The following is a 20738-nucleotide window of genomic DNA, read 5'->3' on the forward strand; positions in this document are numbered from 1 at the left end:
TTGCTCAACGCGCTTTCGGCCACACTTTCAGCATGCTGGAGCAAAGGCCCAGTGTTGCTGGCCGCACGGCGGCCCATCGCGCTCATGCATGGGCTGAGAAGACTCCTACCGGCTGGATTCGATTGCGCTCGAAATCCGAGTATCAGCTCTGGGGCAATCGGCCTTGCGCTTTTCCTCCTTCTCTTCGTCTGCGCAATCGACCCCACCATCCGCGCTTCGAATTCCAGAGCTCCCGCCGGTCGCGAACGGCCCTTTGCCACCGCCTCCGCCAGCACCGGACCCGCCGCTACCGCCGCCACCGCCGGATGTCCGTCCGGCACGAGATGATCCAGCAGGGCCACCACCAGCTGCTCCACCACCGCCAGCTGCTCCGCCGCCCCCAGATGACCCTCCGCTCGAGTTCCCCGGCCCCGCCGCGGACGACCGGTCGTTGTCGAAGAACGACTGGCCCCTGTCGTTCTGCCTCCCCCGTGCAGGCCGCCTGAACTTGCAATGGCTTTTGAGGTCAGGGAAGTGGACAGAAGCAGGGTCATGACAGGGGGCGTCACGGCTGCAAATCTTCCGCAGGTTTTCAAAAACGCCCGCCGGTCGTCATCTTCATTACCATCCCGGGTCACGACACGCTCTCCTCGAATTAAAACTTTAAATACCCTATTATATATTAAATACGTTTTCAACCAGGAATGTTCCTTGGCCCGGCGGGAGTTACTGAACGTGCGCCGCGCCGACAGAACGCTGAAATTCCGTGTTTTCCTCTCGGCGCGCCCGACGCATTGCAGCTTGCTGCGCGAATTTTGAGTTGCGCCTCGGCATTTAATATAGTTAATTTGCGTTTAACTGGCCGAGCGCGAGTTCGGCTGCAAAGGATCTTTGTGATGCCACTGCAATTCCACCGGTCCGTCCGGGACATGGAGATCTGGAGCGCGAGCAGCCACGGCTTCTCGTTCGTGATCAGTTTTGAAAGCCCCGGAGGTTCGGGCTTTCACGGACGCAACGGCTACTTGGCGAGTTGGCGTCCGCTCCACAAGAACCAAGCTGCAATCAAGATTGGCGGCTCGCCGTTTGGAACGTTGGCCGAGGCTGAAGGGGCTTGCCGCAATATGATTGAGCATCTGGCGCCACCATAGCGCGCCCCCGCGCACCCTCCAGGCGTCCTCGTCATTTCACGCTGGGCGGATCCTGACGCAACAGATCCGGGGGATCCGGCTCACGTGGCGCTGTATGCAGCTCGTTTCGCGAAATCGCCAATGCCGCGAGAACTGTACGATTGCTGATATCCAGCTTCTGGAAGATGTGATGAAGGTGGACTTTGATCGTACCGTCGGCAATATTCAAGCGACGCCCAATTTCCTTATTCGATAGCCCCTCCGACACGAGCCGCATGATCTGGCGCTCCCGGTCCGTCAGTTGTGTCAGCGGCTTCTTCTCGCCGGCACGGGGCTCCTGGTTGCCGTTCCCGGTGCTCGGCAAGCCTGCTGCTACGGCTTGAGCAGCCTTCCGCAGGGTTGCGACCAGCATCTCCGGACTCGCGTCCTTCGGGAGGATGATGCAGGCGCCATCCAAGGCCAGCCTCTGTAGCTCAATGTCGCCCGCGATACCCGCGAAGAAGATTATCGGGACAGCTGGGCCTACAGTGTTTGCAAGAGCGAGGATCTGCTGTCGGCTCACATCGGGCAGTCCAGCATCGACAAGCGTGATGTCCGGCACAAGAAATCGGATTGCCTCAAGACAGCTTGCACCATCGCTGCACGACGCAACGATCGTAAAATCACGCTGCGTCGCAAGAACGCTCCGGATTCCCTGTAAGACGATCGGGTGTCGATCCGCGATGACAACTCTGATGCGGCGCATGCTTCCCTTGCCTGTAGCTAACACCCCCCGTGCAGCCGTTTAATCCGGCATCTCCTTTGAGACGCGCGAGGCATGACCAATCAGCTCGGCCATAACGTCGCAAGGCTTAGGTTTGAGACAGCACGAAGCAGCAACGCTCGATGGCCGCGCTAGCGTAACTCGCTCAGAGAATGCGTGCAGCACCGTAAGAATGCGGTGCTCCACGCAAGGTTAAAACCGCGAATTCCTCGACGAAAGCGCCATTCTTTTCACAACGATTGGTAGATTCGATCTACAAGTTCTCTCGGAGAATGTCATCGGCACCCGATCGGCTGCGTTGTCATTATGGTCAACATCCATCTAACTTCGCCAAGGCCGGTTATTACGAACGATATATAGGGTCATTCACGATTCGAATCTAACATTCGACGAAGTTTCACTGAAGCGAGGCCATTCGAAAAGCCTCGCTTTCCGGAGGGAGGGCAAGAAAAGTATTACTATTCACCAAAGCGAGGATGGCAATCAAACACAGAATTTGGCTGCGTTTGATCGCAGCCCGTGTAGCACCGATGAAAACCCGGTCCCCAGTTGGAGCTGATTCCGTCAATTCAGCAACTTCAATGAGCGGCCGCGGGGTCATCGTTGGCATGAGTAGGTGGTCACATGTATTCTTCCGCTATTTTGCGTCAAACACATCAGGCCCTAATCGTTCAATTTACCGAATTGCAGAACCTACGTAGTCGCGTGTTGAAGGCCGAGCAGCGATTGCTTGCGCCCAGGCGACGAGCCCACGGGCGGAGGGCGCCAGGGAAGCGACCGCTCGGTCGGAGGCACGGGCCCAATCGGTAGCACCAGGTACCGCGTTGCACACAGGCGCCGCGCGCGCCCGCATCGCGCTTGCCCGACCCCGGCTTGACCTGATAATCCCCCTCCTGTGTAGGTTCGGAAGTAGTTGGGGACGGCTTCCATGGAGAAGGACGACTGGGCAAACATGACCACAGCCGAGCTGTGGCGGCTTTACGATGAGGTCACGACCGTCCTCAGTCGCAGGATGACTGCTGAAAAAGCCAAGCTCGAACAGCGGCTTCGTAAGATTGAGGGGACCGCCGGTCCGACTCAGACCCAGGAACGTCCGCGCCGCCCCTACCCGCCGGTGCTGCCGAAATACCGGAACCCGAAGAATCCGTCCGAAACTTGGTCTGGTCGCGGTAAGCAGCCCCGATGGCTGAAAGCGCAGCTTCGAGCCGGCAAGAAGCTAAACGATCTCCTGATCGATCGCTCGTCCGCGCAAAGGCGCCGCCGGGCCGGCTGAGGTGCGCCGCCGCGCTATCGTCGCGCGCCGACGACCCCGCGCGGTCTCTCGGCGGCTTGTGTGGCGACGCTCGCGTTGAAGCCGATCTAGCCCGCGCTGAGGGTCGGAGAACAAGCAGCGATGATGTTTTGCGGATCCTCCGTACAACGTCTCGATCAAATAGACAGTCGATCGCAGCAACATCAAACACCGCGAATCCTTCAAGCGTCCGGCGAGATAACAATCGCCGAATTGCATCCTCCTGAACTAAACGATGCGACCAGCGCCCAGGCGGCGGTATTTTCATTATCGATGATCCGCAGAAGCCGGACGCCATCAACCTGTGGTTCTCCAACACGCTCAGGTCGCGGTTAGACGACAAAAGGCGTCATCACCGTCGTCATGCAACGCGTTCACCTCAACGATGTCAGCGGCTACCTGCTCGAGATTGTTGGATCTGGCGGCGATCGCCGAGGAAGATGGGGAAATTGAGATCGGCCGCGGTAAGGTTCACCGTCGGCGGGCCGGCGAGACCCTTCATCCCACCACCTTAAACTAAACTTCTCGGCCATGCGCGGCGGTTTGAAGAAGCCGGAACGTAGGGCCCCTACGCAGCTTAGGACGCGCAGCTCGGCGGTACCGGCGCGGGTCTCCTACTAGTTTCGGCCGCCTGCGACTGAAGAACTCGCTTCAGGAGGCGGCGCCCCGCAGCCGCCAACCAGATCAAAGTCAAAAAAGCTGCCGCTCAGACTCATGGCCAACCGAGAATAGTCCTCCTCTTGAACCTTGGCAGGCCGGTGCGAAAAGCGTCCACCCAGTTTGAGCGCTGAGGCTGGACTCCCCTTCGCCCAGATCGCGCAAGCACAGCAAGGCGGATCGCTCTTCCTTCGCGCTCAGGCCTTTCTGGTCTGCAAACAGCTTCCGTCCCACGCTAGCCGCGTCAAGTTCGCCTGCAAGGTCAGCGACGAATTCACCGTACGCATCGTCAAGATGAAGAGCTACACCGCAATGGTAACAAGACGCCTTGGTGGGCGGACCTCCAGATCTCACCGCGACCGGTCGCGAACGAGCTATGGGCTGGAAGCCGGATCGACGCCAGCGGGCAGGTCGACAGACGCGATCAAGCTCGCTGTTCGGAGCTTGGAACAAGAGCAACGTTGAAATGAATTTCCCCTTCAATATGACCTAAGTCCTCCCGGCAAACGCCATACCGGGAGACTTCGAGGTGCTTGCCCCCCCCTCCTGCCCGAAGGCCTCGACCGAGCTCACACTCAACCCGGCGCTCGATGGGACTGGCCGATCGAACGGTCGGTTCGTAGTGGTCACTCGGCCGTGTGCCTGATCGGGCTCCTGGTCGGTCCCGACGAAAGGCTCCGCGCCTTTCGCGACAGGTTACTAATTTAGTCGTGGAAAGGAAATGGTGATTGCCTTGTGCTGGCTCGGCCAAATTTATACCTTTCCGCGGTCGATCGTCGACCACAGCTGATTGCTGCTCGGCATTTGTACGCGAACCCAACGATAGGGGACCCGCGACCACAGCTTGATCTCTGAAGCAAGATTGTCGAGCACGAGATCGCCGCTCCGGGTGCGCACGAGCAGCACCAAATGATGCTCTCCAGAACTGACGATGACCTCGCTCAGGAGCAAGGCCCGCGCCGGCCAGCCACGCTGAAGGAGTTCGTGACGTTTGCTTACGGCGTAATCATTGCAGTCCCCGCGATCGGGATTGATGCTCCACGCCTCGCCGTCTAAGCCGAGATGGTTGGGCGCAGGCACAATGGACAAGTTGACCAGACCATTGACCTCTAAGAGATCCGCCCACCGTTCCTCCGTCAGCCGGACTGGACCGCCGCGGAAGCCCCGCCGCGAGCGGCACTCGGCCTCGTAGCGCAGGCAGAACATCGTGTACGTCAGAGGCGGAAGTGTGGGCCGTCCAAGTTCGATGCGCCCTAGTGCCGCTTGAGGAGGCGTAGGCGTCGCCAGGCGTCCTGCCCCCGCCCATGGAGTACCTCCGGCCATCATGGCGATCGCTATAACCAAGACGGAGCCGGAGACTCGATACATCTGCCGATCCCTACTGAGGTTCGGATCCAGTCGCAGCCAGGCTATGGGCAGAACTGCGCGATTAATTCGCCCATTTAAATATATTTAATATATATAATTAGCAACGAAAATAACAATCCGATTATTGCGCCTCGGACTAAAACGCTCGGCCTGCCAGTGGACAAGCAGGTTCAAATGCGCCTCGGTTGCTTCTCTCCGGGAGCGCTGCTGCCCTTACGCGGTTATGCCATCTGTCACCGACGGTTGTGTTCGCGTCGCGAGCGTCGCGCTGTTATCGGGCGGACGGCGCCGAAGGAGCGCTGGCCCGAACTTCGTCCCCCTCATAGGTCAGACGACAATCGTAGCGGTGACTTCGCCCGCCAAGCGAATGGCTGCAATCAGCAGCATATTTTTTACAACAGGGAAGCGCCGCGCACTCGGTCCGCGGTTGTGCGCCGAATTTTGTGCGCAAGGCGGGGACGCGAGTCGAAATCGCCAGCACCATCGCTTCTCGCAGGCCACCGCCTGACAGAAGCCTGCGGAGCTTTGGAATCCGGGTTCGATCCGGACGCTCGGGTTGGACGATCAGGACCGGCGATGTCGAGTGTTGGTCGCGTTGTTTGTCAAGGCAGCCGATTTGACCCCACTAACCGATCCTGACGGCTGCGCCTTTTCGATCGCCTCCGGCAATCTACCGGCGGTCCCTTGATCAGTGGGTAATGCGCTCGCGGCGGGAAATCTGTGCGCGTAGGGCGGGGGCGAGCCGTTCCAGAATGAGGTGCCGCTCCAATCGGATCTCGCGTTCGAGGGCGTCCGAGTAGATCGGGAGCGCGCGGATTGTCTCACGAGGGATTCTACAGGACGCGTGCCCAAATGGGGCCCCTGCCCCGACCACGATGGCTTGCCATCGCGTTCGATCTCGCCGACGAACTCGACGTCTCCGACAGAACTCAGCGTCATATTAAATTTCCAATTCAATAATGGCGCCATTAAATTAATACAAGCGAAACTTTTCCTGCAGAGACTTAGTAAACCGCACTTCGGCCTCACCAGAATCAACCGCTCAGGCTCTCGCGATGATCGACGCACTCTATTTTTGAAAGGATGATGGCGCGTCACCAGCCATCAGAGCCGGATTGCCGCCCTCCAGCACGAATGCGACTTTGCAGCGAATTCCCCCAGGCAGCGCCAAACGCGGGTTTGGCAAGGCCAGACGCACCCCGAACGTTCCGCTGGCGGCGTCGAGGACGCGGTCGACAACGGTGACAGAGGCAATATGGACGCCCCCGATGGGCAGCTCCGGTCGCACCTTGGCTCTGCTGCCGGCACGGATCTGACCAAAATATGCGGTGGGCACGAACACTTCGACCCTCAGCGGATCAATCTGTGCGAGGGTGAGGACTGGGCTCTGGTCATTTCGATATTCACCCGGAACGAGAAGCCGCTCGACCACCACGCCGTCGATCGGACTACGCAGCGCGCGTTGATTCACAACCTCTTCGGCGTGCGCGACTTCCAAACGAGCAAGCTCGTTGTTGAGTTGCGCCTCCTTGAGTTGCTGCTCGGCAACCTGCACCTCCGCTTCGGCTTCCTGGAGTGAAGCGAGTGGACTGACGGACCTTGTATGAAGCTCCTTTAAACGCTCATGTTTTTGACGCAGGAACTGCGCGCGGGCTTCGGCCGACTTCACGGGAGCACCATTGGTTGCACGGGCCCGCGCGAGCGCCAGCGTTGCGGCCTCGACTCCATCTTCGATCTTGCCAATGATCTGGCCCTCCCGAACGATATCGCCGCGATCAACATCGAGGCGCGCGATCATGCCGACTGTGGGGCTCGCCAGCTTGACGGTTTGTTGCGGCTCGATCACGCAATTGAATTCTCGCTCCCCCGTCGAGATTTCTGGGGTCTCTGCCCTTGCACCGGAACCGGCAAGCAAGATCCCCACCGGTAGGTACAAGCACAAAACGACGTAGTTCATCCGCTGAGCTCTGCGGGCAATTCCCTCAATCGGACGCATTATGCGAGTTCCCATCGAATTCCGCTTCCGCGCTATTCGTATATAATATTAATTGGATTTAATTAACTTAAAATGGCATAATTCGAAAAATAATATAGCCGATGGATTGGCGGAAGATGACTGCCACCCTCCGACAACACTACCAAAGTCATTGGTCGGCGCTCTTGTGGACAACACATGTCTGAACCCGACTTGACAGCAAGCGGGGGTCCCGCCCCGCAATTGCGGCAGGTGCCCGCAGATGCGACGACATCGCCGCACTGGCAAGGATTGCTGAACGCGGGAAACGAAGCGACATTTGTTTCGGCCTGGTTGGCGCTGCAATGCAGCCGGATTGCCGGCGTGTCAGCGGGTCTGTTGCTCCTGCGGCGGGTTGATTCAACTGCTCCGTTACTATCGGTAACGTGGCCGCCTCGGGATGTGGATGCCCGCGATCTCATGCGCCTGGCCGAAACCGCCTACGCGGAACGCCGCTTGGTCATTGCTCCGGGTCGCGTCGGTCCTGATTCCAGGCCCGCGCAACCTGTGGCCTTGATAGTCGCCCTGCCGCTCGGCACTACGAACGAGCCGATTGCGGCTGTAGCCATCGCATTGACGACGACGGCCGCCAAGCCCCTGGTCACCCCGGCGATCGTCGCGGAGCAATTGCGCTGGGGTGCGGGCTGGCTCGAGGCATTGCCTTGGGCCAGGCACACTAAGGATCTCTCGTCTGACGTAACGCGAGCGGCATCGTGCCTCGACCTCCTGGTCACAGTGAACGCGCAGCCGCGGCTGAGCGGTATGGGAATCGCGGTGGTCAATGAGCTGACAACCCGCCTGCGGTGCGAGCGCGTATCGCTAGGGATTATCCGTCGTAATGGTACAATCTGCCTGCGCGCGGTTTCGTTCTCGGCTAGCTTCAAACGCGAGAGCCGCCTCGCCAATGCGATCGAGAGCGCAATGGAAGAGGCGATCGAGCAGCGTGGATGCGTCGTTTATCCGCCATTGCCGACGATGGGACGCGTCGTGGCCATCGCCCATCGGGCACTGGCGGAGGAAGCAAAGGCGTCCGGCTCGTCGACGATGTCAGCTATACTGGCCGGCCCTTATGGAGAACCGGCCGGCGCTCTCACTTTCGAACGTCACCGCGCCGACCCCTTTACGGACGACACGCTGAAGTTGGTAGAGGGGATCGCGGCGCTGCTGGGACCTCAGATCGCTTTGCAACTGCGGGCGAACCGGCTCTTGGGCGGACGTGTGATTGACGGTATCGGCGACGGATGCGCGGCACTGTTCGGCGCACGGCGGCCGACCCTCAAGCTCTGCGTCGGCAGTGTCATGGTGCTTGCGCTAACGTTGGTCTTTGCGAAAGGCGAGCACCGCGTCACCGCGAAATCGGTGCTTGAGGGCGAAGTACAGCGCGCAGCTGTGGCTCCGTTCGACGGATTTGTTCGAGCGGCCCCGGCACGAGCTGGCGACACGGTGCGGCAGGGCGACCTTCTCGCCCAGCTTGACGATCGGGATCTCGTTCTCGATCGGTTGAAGTGGCGCGCCGAACTCGACAAGCTGCTTCAACGCGATCGCGAGGCGCTCGCCAAGCACAATCGCAACGGCCTCGTGGTACTGGAACCGCAGATCCGGCAGGCGGAGGCGCAGTTGGCACTCGCGGAAGAGAAGCTCGCGCGCACCCGGATCCTCGCTCCATTCGACGGTGTCGTCGTCTCGGGCGACCTGAGCCAGATGCTCGGTTCTCCCGTCGAGAAGGGAAAGACGCTGTTCGAGGTGGCGCCACTCAATTCCTATCGTTTGATCGTTCAGGTCGACGAACGTGACGTTCGCTTCGTGGCGGTCGGGCAGAGCGGCACCGTTGCACTCGCAGGCAGGCCCGGCGAACCGGTGCCGATGACCCTGAACAAGATCACGCCGGTTACGCTCGCCGACGAGGGACGCAACGCTTTTCGGATTGAGGCTCGCCTCTCGGAAGCGGGCCTTGCATTGCGCCCCGGGATGGAAGGCGTTGCAAAGATCAATTCCGGACGACGCCCGATTGCGTGGATCTGGCTGCATCCTATCATCGATTGGCTGCGACTTGCCGCGTGGAAGTACCTGCCGTGAGAGGGGCAATATGACCGCAGCCCCGTTTCTAAGCTCGTCCTGGTATCGCGTCGCGCAACGCAGGCCGAAGCTTCGCGACCACACCTCGGTGCACCGACATCGGTATCGGGGCTGCATTTGGTACGTCGTGCAGGATCACGCGACCGGCCGCATGCACCGCTTGTCGCCCGCCGGCTACATGATCGTGGCTGCGATGGACGGCGTGCGAACGGTTGACCAAATCTGGCACGAGGTCGGATCCGCTCTTGCAGAGGAGGCGCCGAGCCAGAGCGAGGCCATCCAATTGTTGGCCGAACTCAGCGCTTTTGACCTGTTACAAACGGAAGTGACTCCGGATGCAAGTGCGCTGGTCGCACGTGCCGCGAAAGCTAGACGCTCCAGGTGGCTCGGCAACGTGATCTACCCGCTGGCCCTGCGGATGCCGCTCTGGCATCCAGTCAGGTTTTTCGAGCATACCCGGCCGCTTGCAGAATGGTTATTCGGGTTGCCGGGTGCCTTGCTGTGGCTACTGGTGGTGTTGCCGGCGCCTCTGTTCGCGGCACAACACTGGCAGGAATTAACAGCCGACGCCTCCGACCGAATCCTAGCCACCGACAACCTTCTGTCGCTCGCGCTGGTTTATCTCCTGCTCAAGACCTTGCATGAATTTGGGCACGGATTTGCGGTCACGGCGTTCGGAGGAACAGTACCCGAATTCGGAGTCATGATCCTGGTGTTCGCCCCGTTGCCCTATGTCGACGCCTCTGCCGCATCGGCATTCCGCAGCAAGTGGAGGCGCGCTCTTGTCGGCACGGCCGGAATGATTGTCGAAGTGTTCTTCGCTGCGCTCGCGCTTTACGTATGGCTTACCGTTGAGGCTGGACTTGTTCGCGCGCTCGCATTCGACGCACTGGCCGTGGCTGGTGTCTCGACCGTGGTATACAACGGCAATCCACTCCTGCGATATGACGGCTACTACATTCTCGCGGATCTGCTGGAAATTCCGAACCTGGCGCAGCGTGCTACCAGGTACTGGAGCTACATTATTAATCGCTACGCGTTTCGAGCGGATGGATCTAAGGATTTCGTAGCCACGACTGGCGAACGAGTCTGGCTCCTTTTGTACGCACCGACTGCTTTCCTTTACCGGCAGGTCGTGATGCTCGCGATCGCTATGTTCCTCGCCTCGCAGTATCTCGCCCTCGGCGTCTCGATCGCCGTCTGGAGCCTGCTAACAGGGGTTGCGCTGCCGATCGGCAAGGCCCTGTGGTTCGTGCTCGCGAGCCCGAGCCTTCATCGCAATCGCGGCCGCGCCGTGGCGGCGACCTTCGGCATGATTCTGGCCACCGGGTTGATGCTTTTCCTAATTCCGGTCCCTTCTTACACCACGACGGAAGGCGTCGTCTGGTTGCCGGAGAATGCAATCGTGCGCGCGCGAACCGACGGCTTCGCGCGCGCGCTTCTGGTCCATCCGGGCATGAGCGTCACAGCCGGAGAAGCGCTGGTCGAAAGCGAAGAATCAACACTCAAGAGCGAACTCGCAATTCTCCGCGCACGCGTCGCCGAACTCGAGGCGAGGCTTGCGATCGAGCGCTTTACTGACCGCGCGAGCGCGGAGATCACTACGACGGAACTGGGGCAGGTACGCGCCGAGCTCGCGAGCGTGACCGATCGCGCCGCGCGCCTCATCGTGCGCAGCCGCAGCGAGGGCACCTTTGCTGTTATGAAACCACAGGATCTGCCGGGACGCTTCCTGCGGGAAGGGCAACAGATCGGCTACGTACTTACTCCCGGTTCACGCATCGTGCGTGCAACAATCCGTCAGGACGACATCGACCTCGTTCGCCATCGGCTGCAGAGCGCCGAAGTTAAACTCGCAGAACGCCCTGATGAGACGTTGCCCGTTGAATCCATTCGCGAAATACCGGCAGGCCGTGACGTCCTTCCCAGCAGGGCTTTGGGGGGCGCCGGCGGCGGCGCTTTCACCGTCGATCCAGGCGATCCCGAAGGCGTAAAGACGCTGCAACGCGTCTTCCAAATTGATCTTGTACTGCCCGAAAATGCACCGGCGGCCACCGCATTCGGCGGTCGCGCCTATGTCCGCTTCAACTTCAACTGGGAGCCGCCGGGCCAACAGATCTGGCGCCGTCTACGACAATTACTGCTGTCCCAGCTGCAGGTCTAAGGGCATCCGTATGCTCAAGCGCAACCGAAACTTCGTCGGCCTTGCCTCGGTGGCGGTGGACGCACCCTATGCAGAGCAAGCCGCTCGCCGAGAGATTGGACTCGATGCTGCCCTGCTCGACGCTTGGGGCCGGCTCTTGCCCTTCCTGCAGCCGGCCATCGCGCGAGACCGCCTCGTGCGCTTTGTCCGGTTGGTCGGCGATCTGGAACCGCAGTTCGCTGTTCTGACGAACCAGCGTTTGCGCAAAACTGCGGAGGAGCTGCGCGCATCATTGCTGTCAACTCCCCTCTACTCGCATCAAATGGCGCGTTCGTTTGCGCTTGCGCGCGAGGCGGCGCGTCGTCACGTCGGGATGCGTCTCTTTCCGGTTCAATTGCTCGGCGGCGCTGCCATGATGGGAGGCGCGGTCGCCGAAATGGAAACCGGTGAAGGCAAGACTTTGACGGCGCTGCTGCCGGCGATCACCGCCGCACTCATGGGGCGTCCGGTTCATATCATCACGGTCAACGACTATCTCGCGCGCCGCGACGCCGAACAGCTCGCACCCATCTACAATGCGCTCGATCTCACGGTCGGGCTCGTCGAGCACGGGCAGTCGCAGCGGGAGCGGCAAAGAGCCTACGCAAGTGACGTCACCTATTGTACCAACAAGGAGCTTGTGTTCGACTATCTCCGCGATCGGCTCGCGCTCGGCCCCCGCCGTGCCCGTTCTCGGCTTTCTCTCGACACAATATTCAACAGCAGACTTGCTAGCCACCATCAATCACCACTTTTGCGTGGTCTGCATTTCGCGATCGTAGACGAGGCTGACAGCGTCCTGATCGATGAGGCCCGGGTGCCATTGATCCTCTCCGGAACGCAAGAAGGGCCCGAGAACGCCGGAGGCCTGCACGAGACCGCACTAGATCTCGCTCGACGCCTGGTGTCCGGCGACGACTTTCATGTGCGCGCAAACGAAAAGTCGGTGCGGCTGACCACCCGCGGCGAAAGCCGGATCGCTCAGCTCGCTGCAGGACTGCCAGGACTATGGGCAATCCGGCGCGCGCGCGAAGAACTCGCGCAGCATGCGCTTGCCGCACTTCATCTCTACCGACGCGACGTCCAGTATATCGTCGCTGATGGCAAGGTGCAGATCGTCGACGAGTATACCGGGCGCATCATGCCGGACCGGTCGTGGGAAGGCGGCATCCACCAGCTCATCGAAGCCAAGGAACATTGCACCATCACGGAGCGGCGCACCACCCTTGCGCAAATCACCTATCAACGCTTCTTTCGGCGCTACATGCATCTTTGCGGCATGTCCGGGACGGCGACCGAGCCGGCAGGGGAACTATACGGCGTCTATGGCCTCCGCGTTGCAAGGATCCCAACAAACCGGCCATTGCGACGAGCGAACGCCGGCACACGCTTGTTTCGGACGGCCAACCTCAAATGGGAGGCCGTGGTCGATTCAGTTCACGATATCGTTCGCAAAGGTCGCGCCGTGCTCGTCGGGACCCGCTCGGTTGAAGCCTCTGAGCAAATTTCGCAGTTGCTTAGCAGATCGGGACTCGAACCCGTGGTTCTTAACGCGCGACAGGACCACGCAGAGGCCGAGATCATTGCGAGCGCGGGTCAACCGGGCCGCATTACCGTCGCTACCAACATGGCGGGCCGCGGCACTGACATACAACTACATCCTGCGGTCCGGAGCCGAGGCGGCTTGCATGTCATCCTAACCGAATATCACGAGTCCCGCCGCATCGACCGCCAACTCTTTGGGCGCGCCGGCCGCCAGGGTGACCCCGGTAGCTACGAAACGATCGTCGCGCTCGATGATGAGCTTTTCAGACGCTTTATGAATCCAAAGCTTCTTCGGTTATTGGGCAAACGATCGAAACGAACGCAGCCAATTCAAGGAGCATTAGGACGCGCATTACGCAGCTATGGCCAACACGCGGCCGAGCGTCTTCACGGGCGAGCCAGACGGACCGCCCTTGCCGAAGATCTTCGTTTCAACAGAATTCTCAGCTTCGCCGGGACCGAATGATGGTTCGCTTTACGCGAACTACTTCCCCAGGAAACTCCCGCAATCTCGCTCATCCGACACGTACACAAATATTATTATTTATATTTTGATTAATAAATCCGTAGCCAAGCCGTCGCGTTGTGCTATTAATTGGCGCATTAATTTATCCATTATCGAACACCATTATCCAGCAGCGATTTCGGTTCTGGCATTCGGAGACAACGATGTCGGGTTCCCGGGGCCTTTTCAGCCATCTGGCACGACGGATCGTTCACAGCAACGCGAGGAGCGATCGCAAGCCGATCGTCGATGGCAACCGCGATGCTAGCCATTCGCCACTGATCTTCGAGACCCTCGAATCGCGCCTGCTGCTTGCCGCAGACCCGCTCGGCATCACGGCCGGCTACGCCTTCAGCGAGGTCTCGGGCACCACAACGGCAGATGCATCCGGCCACGGCATCGTCGGCACGCTCACGAACGGTCCGACCTTCACAACCGGACGATATGGCAATGCGGTCGCACTCGATGGCATCAATGACTTCGTCAATCTCGGCAATCCGACTGCGCTGCAATTCACGGGCAGCATGACGGTCGGTGCGTGGGTTTACGTCAGTGCGTTCCCCTCCGATGATGCCGCGGTCGTGTCTAAGCGAACATCGAGCGAGTCCGGATATCAGCTCGATATCACCGCCGATACCGGTCCCCGCACCATCGGGTTCAAGCTCACCAACAGTGCCGGCCAGCCGATGTTCCGCTATGGCGCGACGCCGCTGCAACTCAACACCTGGTACCACATCGCGGGCGTCTATAACGCTGCGAACCAGACCATAGACGTTTATCTTAACGGCGTCCTTGACAATGGTCAGCTGCTGGGCACGGTCACCAATTCCCAGCAAAATTCCACCGCCAATGTAAACATTGGCCGCCGGGCCGGCAGTACCGGCTTCGAATTTCCAGGCCGCATCGATGACGTGCGCATCGCCGACCATGCGCTCACTCAGGCGCAGATCCAGACCGACATGGCAACGCCTCTCGCCGGAACGGCGGACACGACGCCTCCGACCGTGTCACTCACGCCTCCGGCCCCGATCGTATCCGGAACAGTGAGCCTTGCAGCGAGCGCGTCGGACAATGTTGGCGTTATCGGCGTCAAGTTTTTACTCGATGGCAATACCCTGATCGGCACGGAAGATACCACCTCGCCGTACGGTGTCTCGTGGACCACGACCACGGCATCGAACGGCTCTCATGCGCTGACCGCGCAGGCACGCGATGCCGCCAACAACGCAACCACCTCGACGCTGGTCAACGTTACGGTCGACAATCAAGCACCAACGGGCACGGTGGCGATCAACGGCGGCGCCGCGGCGACCAATAGCACTTCGGTCACGCTTACGCTCACTGCGGCCGATGCAGTGACTTCCGTCAAGCAGATGCGCTTCTCCAACAACGGCAGTTCGTACTCGACGGCGGAAGCCTTCGCCCCGACCAAGGCCTGGACGTTGTCGAACACAACAGGCACCAAGACGGTCTATGTCCAGTTCAAGGACGCCGCGGGCAACTGGTCCGCGGCGGCGACCGATACCATCGTGCTTGACGCGACCGCGCCAACGATCTCCGGGCAGACAGCAACGAACATTACCAGCAGCACCGCACGAGTCACCTGGACAACCAATGAGGCCGCGACTTCGCGGGTCGAGTATGGGCTGACGACCAGTTACGGATCCTCGACGGCGCTTGATGCGACCCTGGTGACGGCACACAGCGTTGGGCTAACCGGCCTTGCTCCCAACACCACTTACAATTACCGCGTCCGTTCGATTGACGCAGCCGGGAACGAAAGGATCGGCTCAAACGCTACGTTCACGACGGCTGCCACCCAGGACACCACGCCGCCATCGACTCCTACGGGCCTCACGGCGACCGCCGTTTCGACAACGCAGATCAATCTTTCATGGAATGCGTCGACCGACAACGTCGCCGTCACCGGCTATCAGGTCTTCCGCAATGGTGCGCAAGTCGGCACTCCGACGACGACCACGTTTAGCGATACCGGCCTGTCGCCGGGCACGTCCTACACTTACACCGTGCAGGCGAGAGACGCTGTGGCGAACCTCTCCGGACAATCCGCGTCGGCCAGCGCCACGACGCTGACGTCCGATACGACGCTGCCCACGGCGACGATCACGGCGCCGACGGGTTCAGCCACCGTCTCAGGTACGATCACCATTAGCGCCGATGCGTCCGACAATGCCGGGGTGGCGGGCGTGACCTTCCTGGTGGACAATGTCGCGGTCGGTGGAGGAGAAGACACGACCTCTCCCTACAGCGTCAGCTGGGACACGACCACGGTCACGAATGGCGTCCACACGATCACAGCGCGCGCACGGGATACCTCCGGAAATGCCGGCGACTCGCTGCCCGTCAGCATCACGGTGTCAAACACTCAAACGCCGGGTCTGGTTGCTGCCTATTCCTTCGATGAAGGATCCGGAACGACTGCGGCCGATTCCTCAGGGCAGGTAAACCTAGCGACACTCAACAACGGCGTTGCCTGGGTGGCCGGCAAGCATGGCCAGGCCGCGAGCTTTGACGGAGTGAATGACTACATCTCTATTCCAAATTCTGCCTCGACCAACATCTCCGGTAGTGCCCTTACACTGTCAATGTGGATCAATCCCCAGCCGCTCGCGAGCGGCGATTGCGTCGTTATCGGCAAGTTCTGGAATACCACTATGTCGTCGCCCTACTACCAATATGGACTCGAACTGCGCGGCGGCAATCAGACCGATTTCTATATCGGGACGTCCAGCGGCGCGCGCGTCGCCGCCGGAGGAACCACTTTGCCATTCAGCCAGTGGTCCCACCTTGCCATCACCTTCGATGGTGCGCAGGTCAAGACCTACGTGAACGGAACCCTCGTCAACACGCAGGCGCTGTCGGCAACGATCACGGCGCGCGGAAATCCTATGCGCATCGGAGCGGATGCCTCGACGGCGCAATTCTACAAGGGATCGCTCGACGATCTGCGGATATACAACCGCGCGCTGACTTCTGCCCAAGTGCAATCGGACATGACGACGCCTGTCGGCAACCCGACCGCTGGATCACCGCAGGTCTTGATAAATTCCCCAATCAATGGAGCGCAAGTTAGCGGCATCGTGAACGTGACTGCAGATGCAACCGACGACACCGGCATCGCCAATGTGCAGTTCTATATCGACAATGTGGCAACCGGCTCTCCCGATACGACCAATCCTTACGCTCTTTCGTGGGACACGCGCACGGCAAGCAATGGCGCGCACACTGTCACAGCGATGGCGACCGACATAGACGGCCATGCGACGTTGTCTGCACCGATAACCGTCAACGTGGCGAACAGCAGCTTTTTCCAGAACGACGTCTTGGCGACGGGATTCAATCTGCCGACCGCGATCAAATTCCTGCCCGACGGCCGCATGCTGGTGGTGGAACTTGCGGGCACGATCAAGATATTGCCGCCGCCCTATACCACGCCCGATCCAACGCCTTTCCTGCAACTCACCAACATCGGCTCGGCCGGCGTACAGCAAGGCATCTATGACATTGCACTCGACCCCAACTTCAACACCAATCATTACTACTACATCTTCTATACGCTGGGCACACCGAACGTGGATCGCTTCTCGCGCTTTACGGCGAACGCAGCGCTAACGGGCACCGTCGCCGGCAGCGAGTTCGTCATCTATCAGGATACCGAAATTGCCAATGCCGAGCACCACGGCGGTGCGATCAACTTCAGCAACGACGGCAAGATTCTGCTCACGACCGGGGAGCATTTCCAGGCCGGCGAAGCGCAAGACCTCACGAAGCCGCGCGGCAAGATCCTTCGGTACAATATGGACGGCACCGTTCCCACGGACAATCCATTCTATGATGGCAACGGACCGAACTACGATGCGGTATGGGCGCTTGGTCTGCGCAACCCCTTCCGCGCCTACTACGACGCGCCCACAGGAAGGTTGATCATTGGCGATGTTGGCGGGAACGTCTACTCAACTGCGATCGAAGAAATCAACATCGGAGCGAAAGGCGCCAATTACGGCTGGCCGAATGTAGAAACTCCGAACGGCGATCCCGCCTACACTGCACCGGCTTACTACTATCCGCACAATGGCCGCGACGCGGCAGTCGTAGCCGGGTTTGTTTATCACGGCACACAATTCCCAAGCAGCTATCAGGGCAGCTTCTTTTTCGCGGATTACACTCAGAACTGGATCAAGCGCCTGACCTTCGACGCCAACGGAAACGTCACCGGCGTCTTCAACTTCGAGCCAGCCGACGGCTCGGTAGATGGCCCCTACGGCGACATTGTCTATTTGACCGAAGGCCCCGATGGCGCGCTCTACTATGTCGATCTCGGCTATTCCGATATCAGTGCTACATTCGGCGTAAGCAAAATCCGCCGCATCGACTTCATTCAATCGGATCTGCCCCCGGTAGCGACGGCTTCGGCATCACCAACGAAAGGGCCCAGCCCGCTCACCGTCAATTTCTCCAGCAACGGTTCATCTGATCCGGAAGGAAAGCCTCTCAGCTATTCGTGGAACTTCGGTGACGGCGCGACTTCCACCGCGGCCGACCCGTCACACACATATACGGTCGCGGGCCCGTATCAGGCCCGGCTGACGGTCTCCGACGGGGTCAATTCCACGCTGTCGACTCCGATCGCAATCAGCGTCGGCAATAGTCCCGTTGTCAGCCTCCTTGCGCCAACCGATGGCGCGACCTTCAGGGCCGGCAACGTGATCACATTCAGCGGCACCGCGACGGATGCCGAAGATGGTACACTCCCCGCAAGTGCCTATACCTGGAATATCGATTTCCTCCACGAAGGTCATGTTCATCCGGGTATTCCTATCACCGGCGTGACCAGCGGCACGTTCACGATCCCGACCTCCGGGCACGATTTCAGCGGATTCACGCGGTATCGAATAACGCTGACCGTGACCGATTCCAGCGGGCTGCAGTCGAGCCAATCCGTCACGATCTTCCCCGATAAGGTCAATCTCAATTTCAACACGTCGCCTGCCGGATTAACACTGTATCTGGACGGCATCGCGCGCACGACGCCGTTCACCTATGACACGTTGATCGGCTTCAATCATGAGATCGAAGCGCGCAACGCGACCGTCGGAAGCACGACCTACAACTTCGCATCGTGGTCGGATAGCGGCACTCAAGATCACATCATCACAGCCCCCGTCGGCGGTGCGACCTATACTGCGACTTATAATGCCGTTACGACCGCCGCACCGTTAGCATTCGTCCAGATGACTTCCGCCACCCCGCAAACCAACCAGACCCAGGTATCGGTCGCCTACACGAACGCGCAGACGACAGGGAATACGAACATCCTCGTGATCGGATGGAATAACACGACATCGAATATCACGTCCGTCACGGACTCGGCCGGCAATGCCTATCAGCTCGCCGTCTCGACAGCGCGAGGCAGCGGTATCAGCCAGGCCATCTACTACGCCCCGAATATCAAGCAAGCCGCCGCCGGCGCCAACACCGTGACAGTGACCTTCAACACTGCGACTCAATACGTGGACATTCGCGCTCTGGAGTACAGCGGTCTCGCTCTCAGCAATCCCTTCGATGTCGGGGCCTCGGCGGCAGACACCAGCAGTTCAGCCAGTACCGGGGCGGTAACGACCTCCACCGCGCATGAGCTCATTTTTGGTGCCGGAACGACGACGGGTGGGTTCACTGCGGCAGGCAGCGGCTTTACCACGCGTGTCATTACAACGCCTGACCTTGATATTGCCCAGGACCGGTTCGTAACCGCAACGGGTAGCTACAGTGCGACAGCATCTCTCCAGGGCTCTGCGGCATGGGTGATGCAGGTCGCGACCTTCAAGGCCGTGGGTTAGTCTAGATGCCACAGCCTCAAGACGTCATGTGCAGCAACGCCCTGAGCTGACGCGCCCAGCTATGCCTCAGTCGGCAGCTCAGGCGGACCTGCATTCCTCATTCCTTAAGCGTCGGATAATCGACGAACAGCTCAAACAGGTTCGTTGTGAATGTCAGTTTCGTCTTACGGCGGCGCCTGATCACCCAAAACACGCCATAGCCAATGGCGAGGATCGGAAGCCCCGCGCCGGCAATCGCGCCGGGAGCTCCCCTGACCCGGCCGGGGGCGCCGTCGCAATTCCCGTTGCCATTGCAGGCTTGCGCAGGCGCGTCAATGAACGGCAGGGCGAAGACCAACCTTACCGAAAAATAATCGGCGACCCGCGCGCTAGCTACGGCGCTACGTGGAGCGCGCGTCGCAAACGGCTTTGCTAATCAGCTACGCGAGGCCTTGGAACAGCTGCTCGTACGTCAAGTTGCACAAGGAATTGCTGTACCGTAGATCCCCAAACCGCTGTGTTACCATTAGGAAACAACATGTGCCCTTCCCCCGTCGCTGGAAGGGCAACGAAGAGGATTCTGGCGCGCGAGTTGGTGCTGTATGCCGACCACATCTCTCTCGCCAACGGCGGACCAAACGTTTCATCGTCAAGTGCGTACAGCCAGATCTGCGGCAATTTGTTTTCCGCCCCGAGCCGGCTTAACGCGGCAATGAGCTTGTCACGCCCGTTGCAGAAATGCTCGTGTTTCCACGAGCCGGTACCCCCGGCAAAGTTAATGATACCCACAACTCCATTCGGCGCATCCGACGCAACGCCGAGCGCTCCAAAACCCCCGTGTGAATGTCCAACGATGATGACGCTCCTTGGGTCAATGAAGCTTTGCTGTTGCATGAAAGAAATCACGCTCTCAGCGTCCCGCGCTGCTGCTCTTGCAGTTGCCAAATAGTCCATCGTCTCGCAAGATCCTACCATATCGTTCGCAGTTCCTTGCGAGCGGCCGTAGCCTTGCCTTAAGGGGACCGCGACCGCGAAGCCATGATCGACGAACCATTGCGCGGCGGTCTCGAAACCCGGCCTGACAGCCTGAAAGTTCCTGGCAGGCTTGCCGTGATAGATGACCACAAGCGCAAAGGGACCAACTCCAGCCGGCCGATAGACTAATGTCTCGAGCAACCGCAAGGAGGCTTCCCCGTGCGAGTGTGCTGGAATCCACCAAAGCTGCTGGTTATAGGTGCCATGCGGCAGCCCAATCGGCCCGGTACGACGCTCGATGGTCGTCGGCGCAATCTTCACGACAGAAATCCACCATAGGCTAAACGCGGCCAGCCCCACTATCGTGGCGATTCCCAGCCGCCATGAAGCAATACGCAATCCTGCACCTCCTGCCTTGA

Annotated in this window: 11 protein-coding genes; 6 read left to right on the forward strand and 5 right to left on the reverse strand. The window is 59.9% G+C overall.

Annotated features, from left to right (window positions below; all coding sequences use genetic code 11):
* Positions 1-875: 875 nt before the first annotated feature.
* Positions 876-1127 (forward strand): hypothetical protein, encoded by a 252-nt coding sequence (locus IVA98_RS07530; protein WP_247298843.1) that lies wholly within the window; start codon positions 876-878, stop codon positions 1125-1127.
* Between the two features lie 31 nt (positions 1128-1158).
* Here IVA98_RS07530 and IVA98_RS07535 read toward each other — a convergent pair whose 3' ends face one another.
* The gene (locus tag IVA98_RS07535) at positions 1159-1851 is read right to left on the reverse strand and encodes a response regulator transcription factor (RefSeq protein WP_247298841.1); all 693 of its coding nucleotides are present in this window, start codon (positions 1849-1851) and stop codon (positions 1159-1161) included.
* 946 nt (positions 1852-2797) lie between these two features.
* On the opposite strand from IVA98_RS07535, the gene IVA98_RS07540 reads away from it, so the two are divergent.
* The gene (locus IVA98_RS07540; protein WP_247298839.1) at positions 2798-3142 is read left to right on the forward strand and encodes an H-NS histone family protein; all 345 of its coding nucleotides are present in this window, start codon (positions 2798-2800) and stop codon (positions 3140-3142) included.
* 1428 nt (positions 3143-4570) lie between these two features.
* Here IVA98_RS07540 and IVA98_RS07545 read toward each other — a convergent pair.
* On the reverse strand, positions 4571-5143 hold the full coding sequence (locus tag IVA98_RS07545; RefSeq protein ID WP_524536352.1) for a transglutaminase-like cysteine peptidase: 573 nt from the start codon (positions 5141-5143) through the stop codon (positions 4571-4573).
* A gap of 1111 nt (positions 5144-6254) precedes the next feature.
* Entirely contained in the window at positions 6255-7142 is an 888-nt protein-coding gene (locus IVA98_RS07550) for an efflux RND transporter periplasmic adaptor subunit (protein ID WP_247279019.1), read from the reverse strand.
* Positions 7143-7358: 216 nt separating this feature from the next.
* Here IVA98_RS07550 and IVA98_RS07555 point away from each other — a divergent pair, with 216 nt between their 5' ends.
* From IVA98_RS07555 to IVA98_RS07570, 4 genes are all read left to right on the forward strand, one after another.
* Positions 7359-9275, forward strand: a complete 1917-nt coding sequence (locus tag IVA98_RS07555; RefSeq protein WP_247354588.1) for an efflux RND transporter periplasmic adaptor subunit — start codon at positions 7359-7361, stop codon at positions 9273-9275.
* Positions 9276-9285: 10 nt separating this feature from the next.
* Positions 9286-11439, forward strand: coding sequence for a peptidase M50 (locus tag IVA98_RS07560; protein ID WP_247298833.1), 2154 nt, complete (start codon positions 9286-9288; stop codon positions 11437-11439).
* A gap of 10 nt (positions 11440-11449) precedes the next feature.
* On the forward strand, positions 11450-13468 hold the full coding sequence (locus tag IVA98_RS07565; protein WP_247354589.1) for a preprotein translocase subunit SecA: 2019 nt from the start codon (positions 11450-11452) through the stop codon (positions 13466-13468).
* 203 nt (positions 13469-13671) lie between these two features.
* On the forward strand, positions 13672-19365 hold the full coding sequence (locus IVA98_RS07570) for a LamG-like jellyroll fold domain-containing protein (RefSeq protein WP_247354590.1): 5694 nt from the start codon (positions 13672-13674) through the stop codon (positions 19363-19365).
* 97 nt (positions 19366-19462) lie between these two features.
* Here IVA98_RS07570 and IVA98_RS07575 read toward each other — a convergent pair whose 3' ends face one another.
* A complete protein-coding gene (locus IVA98_RS07575) occupies positions 19463-19702 on the reverse strand; it encodes a hypothetical protein (protein ID WP_247298828.1) in 240 nt (79 codons plus the stop codon).
* A 74-nt stretch (positions 19703-19776) separates the two neighbouring features.
* A complete protein-coding gene (locus tag IVA98_RS07580) occupies positions 19777-20718 on the reverse strand; it encodes an alpha/beta hydrolase family protein (RefSeq protein ID WP_247354591.1) in 942 nt (313 codons plus the stop codon).
* Positions 20719-20738 lie beyond the last annotated feature (20 nt).

It is taken from the genome of Bradyrhizobium sp. 160 (genome assembly GCF_023073735.1).
In the GTDB taxonomy this organism is placed as follows: Bacteria; Pseudomonadota; Alphaproteobacteria; order Rhizobiales; family Xanthobacteraceae; genus Bradyrhizobium.

Coding starts and splice junctions, on each gene's coding strand:
- IVA98_RS07530 (WP_247298843.1), top strand. CDS start 876: ATGCCACTGCAATTCCACCGGTCCGTCCGGGACATGGAGATCTGGAGC.
- IVA98_RS07535 (WP_247298841.1), bottom strand. CDS start 1,851: ATGCGCCGCATCAGAGTTGTCATCGCGGATCGACACCCGATCGTCTTA.
- IVA98_RS07540 (WP_247298839.1), top strand. CDS start 2,798: ATGGAGAAGGACGACTGGGCAAACATGACCACAGCCGAGCTGTGGCGG.
- IVA98_RS07545 (WP_524536352.1), bottom strand. CDS start 5,143: ATGATGGCCGGAGGTACTCCATGGGCGGGGGCAGGACGCCTGGCGACG.
- IVA98_RS07550 (WP_247279019.1), bottom strand. CDS start 7,142: ATGAACTACGTCGTTTTGTGCTTGTACCTACCGGTGGGGATCTTGCTT.
- IVA98_RS07555 (WP_247354588.1), top strand. CDS start 7,359: ATGTCTGAACCCGACTTGACAGCAAGCGGGGGTCCCGCCCCGCAATTG.
- IVA98_RS07560 (WP_247298833.1), top strand. CDS start 9,286: ATGACCGCAGCCCCGTTTCTAAGCTCGTCCTGGTATCGCGTCGCGCAA.
- IVA98_RS07565 (WP_247354589.1), top strand. CDS start 11,450: ATGCTCAAGCGCAACCGAAACTTCGTCGGCCTTGCCTCGGTGGCGGTG.
- IVA98_RS07570 (WP_247354590.1), top strand. CDS start 13,672: ATGTCGGGTTCCCGGGGCCTTTTCAGCCATCTGGCACGACGGATCGTT.